At 72.2% G+C, this 12,271-nt stretch carries 14 protein-coding genes and 1 other RNA gene; 4 read left to right on the forward strand and 11 right to left on the reverse strand.

Annotated features, from left to right (window positions below; all coding sequences use genetic code 11):
- Nucleotides 1-37 precede the first annotated feature (37 nt).
- The 4 genes from AC0VXQ_RS06880 (at nt 38) to hisN (ending at nt 4,063) form a co-directional block, all read left to right on the forward strand.
- On the forward strand, nt 38-538 hold the full coding sequence (locus AC0VXQ_RS06880; RefSeq protein ID WP_475528087.1) for a DoxX family protein: 501 nt from the start codon (nt 38-40) through the stop codon (nt 536-538).
- 129 nt (nt 539-667) lie between these two features.
- Nucleotides 668-2,074 (forward strand): 3-phosphoshikimate 1-carboxyvinyltransferase, encoded by a 1,407-nt coding sequence (gene aroA, locus AC0VXQ_RS06885; RefSeq protein WP_081046093.1) that lies wholly within the window; start codon nt 668-670, stop codon nt 2,072-2,074.
- On the forward strand, nt 2,071-3,243 hold the full coding sequence (gene rsgA / locus AC0VXQ_RS06890; RefSeq protein WP_404435714.1) for a ribosome small subunit-dependent GTPase A: 1,173 nt from the start codon (nt 2,071-2,073) through the stop codon (nt 3,241-3,243). The genes aroA and rsgA overlap by 4 nt, the downstream gene beginning before the upstream one ends.
- A gap of 10 nt (nt 3,244-3,253) precedes the next feature.
- Entirely contained in the window at nt 3,254-4,063 is an 810-nt protein-coding gene (gene hisN / locus AC0VXQ_RS06895) for a histidinol-phosphatase (protein ID WP_058731281.1), read from the forward strand.
- Nucleotides 4,064-4,241: 178 nt separating this feature from the next.
- On the opposite strand, the gene AC0VXQ_RS06900 is transcribed toward hisN, so the two are convergent.
- The 11 genes from AC0VXQ_RS06900 to AC0VXQ_RS06950 form a co-directional block, all read right to left on the reverse strand.
- The gene (locus AC0VXQ_RS06900) at nt 4,242-5,042 is read right to left on the reverse strand and encodes a DUF4190 domain-containing protein (protein WP_100463041.1); all 801 of its coding nucleotides are present in this window, start codon (nt 5,040-5,042) and stop codon (nt 4,242-4,244) included.
- A gap of 117 nt (nt 5,043-5,159) precedes the next feature.
- Nucleotides 5,160-5,532, reverse strand: a transfer-messenger RNA (tmRNA) gene (gene ssrA / locus AC0VXQ_RS06905).
- 104 nt (nt 5,533-5,636) lie between these two features.
- The gene (gene smpB / locus AC0VXQ_RS06910; protein WP_061225028.1) at nt 5,637-6,137 is read right to left on the reverse strand and encodes an SsrA-binding protein SmpB; all 501 of its coding nucleotides are present in this window, start codon (nt 6,135-6,137) and stop codon (nt 5,637-5,639) included.
- 9 nt (nt 6,138-6,146) lie between these two features.
- Complete coding sequence (gene prfB, locus AC0VXQ_RS06915) at nt 6,147-7,265, reverse strand: peptide chain release factor 2 (RefSeq protein ID WP_058731278.1); 1,119 nt, start codon at nt 7,263-7,265, stop codon at nt 6,147-6,149.
- Between the two features lie 224 nt (nt 7,266-7,489).
- Nucleotides 7,490-8,011 carry a pilus assembly protein TadG-related protein gene (locus tag AC0VXQ_RS06920; protein ID WP_058743449.1) on the reverse strand — a complete coding sequence of 174 codons (522 nt, stop codon included), beginning with the start codon at nt 8,009-8,011 and terminating at the stop codon, nt 7,490-7,492.
- Complete coding sequence (locus AC0VXQ_RS06925; protein ID WP_058731276.1) at nt 8,008-8,442, reverse strand: hypothetical protein; 435 nt, start codon at nt 8,440-8,442, stop codon at nt 8,008-8,010. The genes AC0VXQ_RS06920 and AC0VXQ_RS06925 overlap by 4 nt, the downstream gene beginning before the upstream one ends.
- A complete protein-coding gene (locus AC0VXQ_RS06930) occupies nt 8,426-8,896 on the reverse strand; it encodes a TadE family protein (protein ID WP_081101431.1) in 471 nt (156 codons plus the stop codon). The genes AC0VXQ_RS06925 and AC0VXQ_RS06930 overlap by 17 nt, the downstream gene beginning before the upstream one ends.
- Nucleotides 8,897-8,898: 2 nt before the next feature.
- The gene (locus AC0VXQ_RS06935) at nt 8,899-9,117 is read right to left on the reverse strand and encodes a hypothetical protein (RefSeq protein WP_231377069.1); all 219 of its coding nucleotides are present in this window, start codon (nt 9,115-9,117) and stop codon (nt 8,899-8,901) included.
- Nucleotides 9,118-9,172: 55 nt separating this feature from the next.
- Nucleotides 9,173-10,123, reverse strand: a complete 951-nt coding sequence (locus AC0VXQ_RS06940; protein ID WP_174520359.1) for a type II secretion system F family protein — start codon at nt 10,121-10,123, stop codon at nt 9,173-9,175.
- A complete protein-coding gene (locus AC0VXQ_RS06945) occupies nt 10,120-10,977 on the reverse strand; it encodes a type II secretion system F family protein (RefSeq protein WP_058731274.1) in 858 nt (285 codons plus the stop codon). The genes AC0VXQ_RS06940 and AC0VXQ_RS06945 overlap by 4 nt, the downstream gene beginning before the upstream one ends.
- Nucleotides 10,974-12,269: a TadA family conjugal transfer-associated ATPase gene (locus AC0VXQ_RS06950; protein WP_058731273.1), complete on the reverse strand. Its 1,296-nt coding sequence runs from the start codon at nt 12,267-12,269 to the stop codon at nt 10,974-10,976. The genes AC0VXQ_RS06945 and AC0VXQ_RS06950 overlap by 4 nt, the downstream gene beginning before the upstream one ends.
- Nucleotides 12,270-12,271 lie beyond the last annotated feature (2 nt).

Consider the following 12,271-nt stretch of genomic DNA (forward strand, 5'->3'; position numbering starts at 1 on the left):
ACGCCGGTGTCCGCGAGCGCCCCACCGAGGAGGAACCATGTCCCTGATCCGCAAGTTCGCCCGGCCCCTCCTGGCCTCGACCTTCGTCTACGACGGCCTGCAGCGGCTGCGCGCCCCCGAGGGGCAGGAGTACCTGAAGCCCCTGGTGGACACCGCCGCCACCGCCGTGCCCCAGCTGCGTCCGCTGAAGGGCCAGGAGCAGCTGATCGGCCAGGCCGCGGCCGGCGCGCAGATCGGGGCCGCCGCCCTGTTCGGGCTGGGTCGCTTCCCCCGCCTGTCCTCCACCGTGCTGCTGGCCGCCGGCGCCCTGAACGCCTACACGGACTTCCGCCGCGACCAGGCCCGCCACGAGGACGCCCTCGTCGCCGGCACCCTGAAGAACGTCTCCCTGGTGGGTGCGGTGGCCCTGACCGCCGTGGACACCGAGGGCAGCCCCTCCCTGAAGTGGCGGGCCGAGAAGCTCGGTCACGACGTCGCCAAGAAGACCGACAAGATCACCAAGGACGTGAAGAAGAAGTCCGAGGACCTGCTGAGCTGAGCCCGGCAAGACGCCGCCCGCAGCAGGAAGAGCGCAGGGCCCCGCCGGGCACGGCGGGGCCCTGCCGCGCACCATCCCCACCGCAGCCGGGTCGAGCCCGGCGCCGACCCAGGAGGATCCCGCCCGATCGTGAGCCCCCGTCACCCCGCCTCCGACCCGCAGCCGCATCACCCCGACCCCGCCGGGGCGACCGAGCACACGACTTCCGCCTCCGCCGATCCGATCCCCGATCCCTGGCCGGCCCCGCACCGCGGGACCGAGGGCCCGGTGCGCGCCGTCGTGGCGGTTCCCGGCTCCAAGTCCCTGACCAACCGCCACCTGCTGCTGGCCGCCATAGCCGACGCCCCGATGCGCATCCGCGGCGCTCTGGACTCGCGGGACTCCCGGCTGATGATCGACGCTCTGCGGGCCCTGGGCGCGCGCATCGAGCAGGAGGGGCGGGACCTGCTGATCACCCCGGTGCCCGAGGAGCCCTCGGGTCAGCCCGCCGTGATCGACGCCGGGCTGGCCGGCACGGTCATGCGCTTCATCCCCCCGCTGGCCGCGGCGCTGGGCCGCGGCCTCGTGCTGGACGGGGACGCGGCGGCCCGCAAGCGCCCGATGGGCCCGGTCCTGGAGGCCGTGCGCCAGCTGGGTGCCCGGGTGCACGAGGACGGCGAGGCGGGGGCCCTGCCGGTGCGGATCGTGCCCGGGACCGGCCCGGCCGCGTCCGAGCTGCGCATCGATGCCAGCGGATCCAGCCAGTTCCTCTCCGGGGTGCTGCTGGCGGCCGCCCTGCTGCCGGGGGGTCTCACGGTCCGCCACGTGGGTGAGCAGCTGCCCTCGGTGCCGCACGTGCGGATGACGGTGCAGGTGCTCGCCGAGTACGGCATCGACGTCGCCCACCCGGACCCGACCACGTGGGTGGTGCCCGCCGGGCGTCCGCGGGCCCACGACGCGGTGATCGAACCCGACCTGTCCAACGCCGGCCCGTTCCTGGCCGCCGCGGTGGTCACCGGCGGCGACGTCGAGATCCCCGACTGGCCGCAGCGCACCACGCAGGGCGGAGACGCCTGGCGGGAGCTGCTGCCCCGCTTCGGGGCGAGCGTGCGGCGCACGCCCGACGGCGGCCTGCGGGTCACCGGGCCCGCGGGCGGGGCGCGCGCGCTCACCGCACCGGGTGAGATCGACCTGCGCGCCGCCGGGGAGATCGCTCCGACCGTCGCGGCGATCGCGGCCCTGTGCCCGGGGACCACGCGCCTGAGCGGCATCGCGCACCTGCGCGGACACGAGACCGATCGGCTCGCCGCCCTGGCCGCGGAGCTGACCCGCCTCGGGGCCGGCACCGAGGAGACGGCCGACGGGCTGGTCATCACCGGGCCCGCGCACCGGGCGGCCCGGATGCGCACCTACGAGGACCACCGGATGGCCACCGCCGCGGCCGTGCTCGGCCTCATCGTGCCCGGGGTGCTCGTGGAGAACGTCGCCACCACCGGCAAGACCCTGCCGGACTTCCCGGGCCTGTGGCGCCGGATGCTCGGGGAGGAGCGGGCATGAGCCGGGGCATCCGCGGCTGGGACGAGTCCGATGTGCGCGTCCGCGCCAACAAGCGCGGCTCGCGCCCGCGCACCAAGGAGCGTCCGGCCCACGAGGACGCCGTCATCGGCCGGGTCGTGACCGTGGACCGCGGCCGCTACACCGCACGGATCGGCGAGGGCTCGACCGCTCGCGAGGTCACCGCCGTGCGGGCGAAGGACCTGCGGCGCACCCCCGTGGTCACCGGGGATCTGGTCGGGCTGGTCGGGGACGTCACGGGGGATCCGGGGAGTCTGGCGCGGCTGGTGCGCGTCCAGCCGCGGGAGACCGTGCTGCGGCGCAGCGCGGATGACACGGACCCGGTGGAGCGGGTGGTCGTCGCCAACGCGCAGATCCTGGTGATCGTCACCGCGGCCGCGGATCCGCAGCCGCGCACGGGCTTCGTCGATCGCTCCATCGTCGCGGCCGTGCACGCCGGGCTGCGCCCGGTGCTGTGCGTGACCAAGACCGATCTGGCCGACCCCGCGCCGCTGCTGTCCTACTACGCCGGCACCGACCTGCCCATCCTGCTCAGCCGCCGGGACGAGGCGCCCGAGGCGGCGCCGGAGACACCGGCGGCTCCGGCGAAAGCGACCGACGACGCAGCTGCTATCGACGAGGCACAGAGCCGGAGCCTGCCCCTGGACGGGCGGCTGCTGGCGGATCTGCGGGCGCTGCTGGATGGCCGGGTCTCCGTGCTGCTGGGTCACTCCGGCGTCGGCAAGTCCACGCTGGTCAACGCCCTGACCGGGGCGCGCCGCTCGACCGGCGGGGTCAACGCCGTGACCGGCCGGGGACGCCACACCTCCTCCTCCGCCCTGGCGCTGCAGCCGGCCTGGGGCGAGCCCGGCACGTGGATCATCGACACCCCGGGCATCCGCTCCTTCGGCCTGGCCCACGTGCCCGCCGAGGGCATCGTCGCCGCCTTCGAGGACCTGGCCCCCGGAGCGGCGGCCTGTCCCAAGGGCTGCACCCATGCCGCGGACGCGATCGGCTGCGGCATCGCCGAGCGGGTGGCCTCGAGGGCGGCGGGCCCTGCCGGTGCGGCCCGGCTGGACTCCCTGCGCCGGCTGCTCGGGGTGGAGGCGCCCGACGGCGTGGCGGGGACCAAGCGCTTGGGGGCCGGGGCCGACGAGGATCCCGTGCGATAGCCTGGTGGCCATGACTGCGACCAGCCCCTACAACGACGATCTGCGCCTGGCGCACGTCATCGCCGATGCCGTGGACCGCTACACCCTCGCGCGGTTCCAGGCCCAGGACTTCACCGTGGAGACCAAACCGGATCTGACCCCGGTGACGGAGGCGGACCGCGAGGCCGAGCAGCTGATCCGCTCGCATCTGGCCCGGGCCCGCACCCGGGATGCGGTGCTGGGCGAGGAGTTCGGCGCCAGCGGCTCCTCCCCCCGCCAGTGGGTCATCGACCCGATCGACGGGACGAAGAACTACGTCCGCGGGGTCCCGGTGTGGGCGACGCTGATCGCGCTGCTGGATCAGGGCGAGCCCGTGGTCGGTCTGGTCTCCGCCCCGGCCCTGCAGCGGCGCTGGTGGGCCGCATCGGGTTCGGGCGCGTACACCGGCCGGTCTCTGGCGAAGGCCCAGCGCATCCGGGTCTCGGAGGTCACCGACCTCGCCGACGCCTCGCTATCCTTCTCCTCGCTGAGCGGCTGGCGCCAGCTGGGGCTGCGGGAGCGGTTCCTGGAGCTGACGGATGCGGTGTGGCGGGTGCGCGGCTTCGGGGATTTCTGGTCGCACTGCCTGGTGGCCGAAGGCAGCGCGGACCTCTCCGCCGAGCCCGAGCTGAACCTGCACGATATGGCCGCCCTGGTGCCGATCGTCACCGAGGCCGGCGGGCGCTTCACCGCCCTGGACGGCACCCCCGGCCCGCACGGGGGCAGCGCGCTGGTCAGCAACGGCGCCCTGCACGAGGCGGCCCTGGATCTGCTGGGCACCCGGGCCGAGTCCCGGGACTGACCCCCTGAGATACCGGATGCGTGAGAAGCCGGGGATCGTGCTGAGATACCGCACGGCGGGACGCATCTGAAGCACCAACAGCGCATCTCAACAGGAACCCGCCCGCTCCCGAGTGTGCAGCGACCCCCGCGCCCCTCACGGGGCGCGGGGGTCGCTGCGGTTCCCGGGCCGAACCGGGTCAGATGCCGATACCGTCCTGGACGCACTGCTCGTAGCCGTACGAATCCGGGGAGCCGCACTCCTCGGAGACCTCGGCGTACAGGGCCGCGACGAGGACGATCATGAGGATCCCGAGGATCAGCCCCAGGCCGCCGGTGCACAGACCGATGATGCCCATGACCTTCCCTGAGCCGCCGCGGGTCCCGGAGCGACCCACCGCGCGCAGGGCGAGGATGCCCAGGACGATCGCGGCGATCGCGGCCAGCATCGGCAGGTAGAGCCAGAAGAAGACGAGGCTGACCCCGCCGCAGATCAGCGAAGCCAATCCGAGCCCCCAGCCGGCCGGGCGTCCACCGACGGAGCCCGGCACCCCATAGGAGGCCCCGTACGGGGCGTAGGCGGCGGGGTATCCGGAGGATGAGGATTCGCCGTAGCCCTGCGGGGCGGAGGTCGCGCCGACGCCGGGACCGGTCTGGGAGGGCTGCCCGTAGCCGTACGGGGCGTAGGAGGACTGGCCGTCGTTCTGTCCGTAGCCGTTCGAGGCGTAGCCGTTCTGCCCATAGCTGTTCTGCCCGTAGCCGCTCTGGCCGTAGGAAGGCTGACCAGAGGAGGGCTGCTGCCCGTAGCCGTACGGGGCGTAGGGCGGCTGGCCGCCGCCGGCTTGTCCGGAGGGGCCCTGTCCGTAGGGAGTCTGGCCGGAGCTCGCCTGCTCCTCGCCGGTGCGCTCGGAGGCGGCCTGGCCGTATCGGGGTGGGGTCGAGGCGCTCTCGCCGGGGGTCCCGGCGGCGTCGTTCTGGGAATCGCGGGGGTTCTCGGTCATGGCTCCTCCTGGAAGGTGGTCGCGGGATGGTGTGGGTACGGGGCGAAAGGGTGCCTTAACGACCGTGAGGCGCGGCATCGATCCCTCACGGGAACGACGCCGCGCCTCACGGCGACGGGGTGGAGATGCGGGGAATCGAACCCCGGTCCGATGCAGGATTGGCAGGGTTTCTCCGGGCGCAGTGTGCGTCACGGTGTTCTCGGCTCCGGCACTCCCGCACACGGGTTGCCGCCGAACCTATCCGCATGAGTGTTCCCCAGCCCCCTGCGGAGAGGGACTGGAGCAGTGGCTTCCTCAGCTGATGCTAGGAACCGGGGCGGAAGCGACCCCGGGCTAGCAGACTGCTCAGGCTACTTACGCAGCGAGAGCGAAGTCAGTGCGCTTTTCAGATTTGGCACTTATTGGTGTGCAGAGGACATTAACGAGATGACTCTGCGTTCTCGGCCCGCTTCACCTGCCGCAGCTGGCATCGTCGAAACCGATCATCCCCGTATGCGATTCTCAATCAGCATCCGCACCGCGACGGGACCGGAGGGCCCGTCGGTGATGCGGTTCCTCCTACTCTACCGCCTCGACGCGCGGAGGGGAAGGGGCTCAGCCGAGGTTCCGGTAGCGCATCGCCCGCTGGGCCTCACGCTTGTCCTGCGCCTCGCGCAGGGCGTGGCGCTTGTCGTACTCCCGCCTGCCCTGGGCCAGGGCGATCTCCACCTTGGCCCGCCCGTCCCGGAAGTACAGCTGCAGCGGGATGATCGTGTAGCCGGTCTCCTTGCCCTTCTGCTCCAGGCGCCGCAGCTCGGTGCGGTGCAGCAGCAGCTTGCGGCGGCGTCGGGCGGCGTGATTGGTCCAGGAGCCGTGCCCGTACTCGGCGATGTGGATGTTCTCCAGCCACAGCTCGCCACCGGTGAACTGGCAGAAGCCGTCCACGATGGAGGCCCCGCCGTCGCGCAGGGACTTCACCTCGGTGCCCAGCAGGACGACGCCGGCCTCGTAGGTGTCGATGAGGTTGTAGTCGTGCCGGGCCCGGCGGTTCGTCGCGATGACCTGGCGCCCGTCGGCCGTCTCGCGCAGGCCCTTCTTCTTCTTGGTCGCTGCCATTCCTCGGTCTCAGTCGTTCTGTTCGTGGCGGGTCCCGGCCCGCCAGCGGATCCCGGCGTCGATGAAGTCCTCGATGTTCCCGTCGAACACGGCCGCCGGGTTGCCCTGCTCGTGATTGGTCCGCAGGTCCTTGACCATCTGGTACGGATTGAGCACGTAGGAGCGCATCTGATCCCCCCAGGAGGCCTTGACGTCCCCGGCCAGCTCCTTCTTCTTGGCGTTCTCCTCCTCCCGCCGCTGCAGCAGCAGGCGGGACTGGAGCACGCGCAGGGCGGCGGCGCGGTTCTGGATCTGGGACTTCTCGTTCTGCATGGACACCACGATGCCGGTGGGGATGTGGGTCATGCGCACCGCGGAGTCCGTGGTGTTCACGGACTGCCCGCCGGGCCCGGAGGAGCGGAACACATCCACCTTGATCTCGTTCTCCGGGATCTCGATGGAGTCGGTCTGCTCGATCAGCGGGATGACCTCCACCGCGGCGAAGGAGGTCTGGCGCCGGCCCTGGTTGTCGAAGGGGCTGATGCGCACCAGCCGGTGCGTGCCGGCCTCCACGGACAGCCGCCCGAAGGAGTAGGGGGCCTTGACCTCGAAGGTCGCGGACTTCAGCCCGGCCTCCTCGGCGTAGGAGGTGTCCAGGACCTTGGTGGGGTACCCGTTCTTCTCCGCCCAGCGCAGGTACATGCGCATGAGCATCTCCGCGAAGTCCGCGGCGTCCACTCCCCCGGCCCCGGCGCGGATGGTCACCACGGCCTCACGGGGGTCGTACTCCCCGGAGAGCAGGGTGACGACCTCCAGGTCCGTCAGCGCCTTGGAGATCGAGGCCAGCTCGGTCTCGGCCTCGGCGAGCATCTCCGGGGCGTCCTCCTCCGCGGCCAGCTCCACCATGGTCTCCAGGTCCTCGATGCGCCCGCCCAGTCGGGTCAGCCGCTCCAGTTCGGACTGCTTGTGCGAGAGCTGGGAGGTGACCGCCTGGGCGGCGTCGGGATCATCCCAGAGATCCGGGGCCGCGGCGGCTTCCGAGAGCCGGGCGATGTCCTCGCGCAGGGCCGGGACGTCGCTGACCTGCTCGATCTGGGAGTACGTGTCCCGCAGCTGCTGGATCTCGGCGGTGAAGTCGGTGGAAGCCATAGGGCCCCATTCTAGCCGATGCCGACTGGGCGGGCCCCGAAGACTCCGGGGTCTCGTGGGCGGCCGAGGCGATCAGCACGCTCGTCGAGTCCCCGGCGGGGATCTTTCCGAAGGCGTCATTCACCACCGCCCGTCACCGTCACTGCGAACCGGGATCTGGCGTCGGCGCGCCGGGACGAGCTCACCCGATCCGCTCAGCTGGCCCCTTGCTCCGGAACGACGACTCAGCGGGTGAGCACCACTCGGGCGCTGCTCTCGGCCCGGATCCGCACCCCGTCGGGCACGACCCACCCGACCAGCGGCGGGTGGGCTCGCGCCGTGAGCTCGACCCTCGCGGTGCTCGCGTCCACGGCCCCGGTGCCCGGGGCGATGGCCACGGCATCCACCCCGTGGCCGACTCCTCCGATCACCTCCTGCGTGGCCGTGGTCACCTGTCCCGGATCCAGCATGACCCCGGATTGAGCTCCGTCCGCATCGAAGCCGGCGACCCGAGTGGTGGCGGCGTCCGCGCACTGGTCCGCCAGCAGCTGCAGCTTGCGCTGCTCGATGTACACGGAGCTGACGGCCATGACGGTGACGCTGAGCAGCAGCAGAATCACGCACAGCCCGAGGGCCAGGACCCCGACGGCTCCGCGCTCCGCCTCCTCGCCCCGGGTGCCGGCTCGCCGCCGACTCACCGTGCCTGGCGCCCGCGGTGCTCCGGCACGGCGGCCTCCGGCGGGCGTCATGCGGTCGGTGATGCTCATTCGTACTTCCCTCCCCAGGAGGCCAGCTCCGAGGTCATGGTCATGACACCGCGATCCGAGACCCAGCCGAGCAGCGGGGCATCCACCCCGACGCTGACCCGGACCCGGATGCTGCGCTGGCCCGAGCAGTCTCCGACGCAGGACAGCTCGGCGCTCACCTGCTGCGGGTCCACGCCGTAGTCGCGGGCCGCGAAGCGGGCGGCCTCCTGCGCCGCGGCACCGGAGACCTCCGAGCGATCCCCGGCCTCGATGACCTGCAGGGACTGCTGGGCCGCGGCGACCGCCGCGTAGGCCCCCGACTGGGCGTGGGAGATGGCCAGCAGGGCGTAGACCGTCGGGATCATCAGCATGACGGCGAGGAAGACGAACTCGATGATCGCGTTGCCCCGCTCGGCCGCGTGCCGGCCCCGCGGCTCAGGGGAGGATCGCATGGCCGCTGACCTCGATCCCCTCCGCCGGTCCCCACGGTCCCAGGACGGGCAGGGGCGTGGCGACCGTGATCTGCAGGACGCGCTGCGCGCCGTCGGAGGTCACCGAGGCCCGCACATCCTGGGCGTATCGCTGCGGCAGGGAGGCGCTCAGGATCTCCCGGGTCCGCTCCGCGCCGTCCTGGGGAGTCCGGTCGCGCAGGGCCCCATAGCGCGCGCCCGTCGAGCTGGCGTCCTGCACTGTGTTGCGCACGTGCAGGGCGAAGCCGATCTGCAGGCAGGCCATGAACAGCAGCATCAGCACGGCGCTGACCATGACGAACTCGGCCACGGCCGAGCCGCGCTGCGGGTCACCCGCCGCATCCGCCCCCGGCCCTCCCACACCGCGGCCTGCACGGGGCCGCTGCCCGACGCCGCGGATCCCGCGGGAGGCGGCGCCGGGGCCGCCGCGGACCATGCTCAGCCCACCTTGCTCATGGCGTTGTTGAACATGCCGGTCAGCGCGGGGATGGCGATGGCCAGCAGGGCGGCGACGAGCAGGGCGCTCATCATCGTGATCATCACCCAGCCCGGCACGTCCCCGCGGTCCCGGGATTCCCCGGGCTGGGGACGCAGCCGCAGGCTCAGCGCGTGCACGGCGGCCAGCAGGGTCAGGGTGAGGGTGCGGAGGGTTCTCATGATGTCGTCCTTTCCGGGACAGTCGGGTGATGGATGGGGAAGCTCTGAAGGGGTCTCACAGGCCGATGTCGATCGCTGCGAGACCGGGGAAGACGGCGAAGACCACGGTCAGCGGGAGGATGAGGAAGACGACGGGGGCCATCATCGCGATCTCCTTCTTGCCGGCGACCTCCATGAGGTCGCGCTTGGCCTGATCGCGGACGTCCTGGGCCTGGGAGCGCAGCACATCGGCCAGGGGCGTGCCGCGTTCGATCGCGACGGTGATCCCGTCGACGAAGCGGGACAGGGAGGGCAGGTCGATGCGCTGGGCGAAGGCCTGCATCGCCTCGACCACACCGACCCCCGCCCGGGCGTCGGCCAGCACGCTGCGGAACTCCTCGCTGAGCTCGCCGTCCGAGCTGCGGCAGATCCGCTCCAGGGCCGCCAGCGCGGACTCCCCCGCCGTGACGGACAGGGCCATCAGCTCCGCGATGACCGGGAACTCCCCGAGCATCCGCTTCTCGCGGGCGGTGATCCGGCGGGAGAGCAGGTAATCGCGGATCATGAACCCGCACACCGCGCACACCCCGACCAGGACGAGACCGGGCAGCGCGCCGATCACGTGGTTCGCCCACCCCAGGGCCACCAGGAGCAGCCCGACCCCCGCTGCGGCCGCGGCGCACATCAGCTGCTCTCCGCGGAACTCGACCGGGGAGATCCGCGCCCCGGCCTTGATCAGCCGCCGCTGCAGCGCTCGGGTCTCGGCCGGTCCTCCGCGCAGCAGCCGGCCCGCCGCCAGCCGCTGCACCAGGGGTCGCAGCACCCGGACGAAGGCGTTTCCCAGATCGGAGGCGTCGGGAGCCTCGCTGAGCAGGGAGGAGCGCAGGCCCGCGGAGCGCAGCTGCGGAGCGACGCGCTCCGCGAAGGTGATCCGGCGCCGCTGCGGCAGCCCGGCCCAGATCAGCCCCAGCCCCAGGGCCAGCATCAGCCCCAGCAGGATCAGCGCGGACAGCGGTGTGCTCGTCATCGCAGCACCCTCCGATCCGGGGGCAGCGCTCCGATGCGGAGCATGAGGCGGTAGGCCAGCACGGAGATCCCAGCCCCGCCGAGCATCACCACGTACCCGGTCAGGGAGTTGTAGGCCTGCAGGGCGGCCGGCTGCGTGGTCATGAGCAGCAGCACGATCCAGGGGGCGGCGATGGCCAGTCGGGCGGCGTTGACCGTCCACGATTGGCGGGCCTCCAGCTCGGCCCGGGTGCGGCTGTTCTCCCGCAGGAAACCCGCCAGCGTGCCCAGGAGTCTGCCCAGATCGGTGCCGCCGACCTCGCGGGTGACGCGCAGGGCCTCGACGATGTTATCCGCGATGGGATCCGACATCCGCTCCTTGAAGCGGTTGATGCACCCGTTGAAGTCCCCCGTCGCCCGGTAATCCGTGGCGAAGGCCGCGAACGCCGGCTTCAGCTGCTCCGGACCGCGGTACTGCAGCTGGATCATCGCCTCCGGCAGCGACAGCCCGGCCCGGATCGCGGAGCGCAGATGATCCACCACATCCGGCCAGAGCCGGCGCACCCGGGCATCGCGCTGCCGCGCCTGCCAGGCCACCAGCCCCCACGGGGCCCATGCCCCCAGCACCGCCGCGCAGGCACCCAGGGCATAGATCTGGGTCAGCGCCAGCGCGCCCAGCCCACATACCAGACAGCTTGCGGCGCACAGCCCCAGGAAGCCGCGCACCGAGACCCGATCCACCCCCGCGTGGCGCAGGGCCACGAGGATCCGGGAGGTGCGCACCGGGCGGATCCGCGTCGTCGTCGGGCGCGTCCAGCAGGCGCTCCACACCAGCAGCAGCCCGATGCCCAGCAGCAGGCCGACGGCGGCGCTCATCGGGCCGCCTCCTCGGACAGATCCGCCGCGGGCAGCAGTCCCTCCGTGCCGATCCCGCGGGTCTCGAACTTCAGGGAGCTGGGCACCTCGGCGGCGGTGCACACCAGCTCCGCGGCCATCCCGCCGATCCTGCGGAACATCGGCGAGGTCTCGATGACGCCGTTCTCCACCCGCTGCCCGATCGCCAGGATCTCCTGGACCCGTCGGGTCCCACCCGGTTCCCGCCCGCAGTGCACGACGAGATCGAAGCAGGAGGCGACGGTGGGCACCACGAACTGGCTGCTGATGTTCTCCCCGGCCAGCAGGGGCAGGGTGCAGATCTTGGTCACCGCGTCCCGGGCGGAGTTCGCGTGGATCGTGCACAGCCCCGGCAGCCCCGAGTTCAAGGCGATGAGCATGTCCAGGGCCTCCGCCTCGCGCACCTCCCCCACGATCAGCCGGTCCGGGCGCATCCGCAGCGCCTCCTTGACCAGACGCCGCAGGGGGATCTCCCCGTGGCCCTCCAGATTGGGCTGGCGACACTGCATGTTCACGACGTCGCGCAGCGGGACCTTCAGCTCGAAGATCTCCTCCACCGTGACCACCCGCTCCCGGGCGCCGATGCTGGCCGTGAGGCAGTTGAGCATGGTCGTCTTCCCGGCCTGAGTCGCCCCGGAGACCAGGATGTTCAGCCCCGCCCGCACCGCCGCGTCCAGGAAGCGGGCGGCCTCCGGAGACAGGGAGCCCAGGCCCACCAGATCCTGCAGCCGGCGGGCGCGGGCCACGAACTTGCGGATGTTCACGGACCAGTGCGTGCGGGTGATGTCCGGGATGGCCACGTGCAGCCGGGAGCCGTCCGGCAGGGAGGCGTCCACGAAGGGGCTGGACAGGTCCAGGCGCCGTCCCGAGCTGTTGAGCATCCGCTCCACCAGGTGCCGGATGCCCTCCGGGCTCAGCTGCATCCCGGTCAGCTGCGAATCCCCACCCCGGGAGACGAAGACCGAATCCGGCGCGTTGATCCAGATCTCCTCGACCGTCGGGTCATCCAGGTAGGGCTGCAGCGGCCCGAACCCCGTGATCGCGTCGTTGAGCCGGCGCTGGGCCTCCTCCGCCTCGCCCAGCGGCGGCAAGGTGCTCATCGCCGCCTTCTCCTCGTACTCGCGCACGGCCGTGCGGATCAGCTCCCGCACCCGCTCGGCGTCGCCGAGGGGATCCAGCCCCTGACGGCGCACCATCTCCCGGACATCGGCCTCGACGAGGCCCAGGGCCTCACCCGAGCCCCGGCTCTGAGCTCTGACGGCGGCAGCGACCATGA

It is taken from the genome of Rothia sp. QJM3NY_36 (assembly GCF_056173115.1).

Bases quoted from the DNA above. Each gene is read 5' to 3' on its own strand.
- AC0VXQ_RS06880 (WP_475528087.1), top strand. From the start codon at position 38: ATGTCCCTGATCCGCAAGTTCGCCCGGCCCCTCCTGGCCTCGACCTTC.
- rsgA (WP_404435714.1), top strand. From the start codon at position 2,071: ATGAGCCGGGGCATCCGCGGCTGGGACGAGTCCGATGTGCGCGTCCGC.
- hisN (WP_058731281.1), top strand. From the start codon at position 3,254: ATGACTGCGACCAGCCCCTACAACGACGATCTGCGCCTGGCGCACGTC.
- AC0VXQ_RS06900 (WP_100463041.1), bottom strand. From the start codon at position 5,042: ATGACCGAGAACCCCCGCGATTCCCAGAACGACGCCGCCGGGACCCCC.
- smpB (WP_061225028.1), bottom strand. From the start codon at position 6,137: ATGGCAGCGACCAAGAAGAAGAAGGGCCTGCGCGAGACGGCCGACGGG.
- prfB (WP_058731278.1), bottom strand. From the start codon at position 7,265: ATGGCTTCCACCGACTTCACCGCCGAGATCCAGCAGCTGCGGGACACG.
- AC0VXQ_RS06920 (WP_058743449.1), bottom strand. From the start codon at position 8,011: ATGAGCATCACCGACCGCATGACGCCCGCCGGAGGCCGCCGTGCCGGA.
- AC0VXQ_RS06925 (WP_058731276.1), bottom strand. From the start codon at position 8,442: ATGCGATCCTCCCCTGAGCCGCGGGGCCGGCACGCGGCCGAGCGGGGC.
- AC0VXQ_RS06930 (WP_081101431.1), bottom strand. From the start codon at position 8,896: ATGGTCCGCGGCGGCCCCGGCGCCGCCTCCCGCGGGATCCGCGGCGTC.
- AC0VXQ_RS06935 (WP_231377069.1), bottom strand. From the start codon at position 9,117: ATGAGAACCCTCCGCACCCTCACCCTGACCCTGCTGGCCGCCGTGCAC.
- AC0VXQ_RS06940 (WP_174520359.1), bottom strand. From the start codon at position 10,123: ATGACGAGCACACCGCTGTCCGCGCTGATCCTGCTGGGGCTGATGCTG.
- AC0VXQ_RS06945 (WP_058731274.1), bottom strand. From the start codon at position 10,977: ATGAGCGCCGCCGTCGGCCTGCTGCTGGGCATCGGGCTGCTGCTGGTG.
- AC0VXQ_RS06950 (WP_058731273.1), bottom strand. From the start codon at position 12,269: ATGGTCGCTGCCGCCGTCAGAGCTCAGAGCCGGGGCTCGGGTGAGGCC.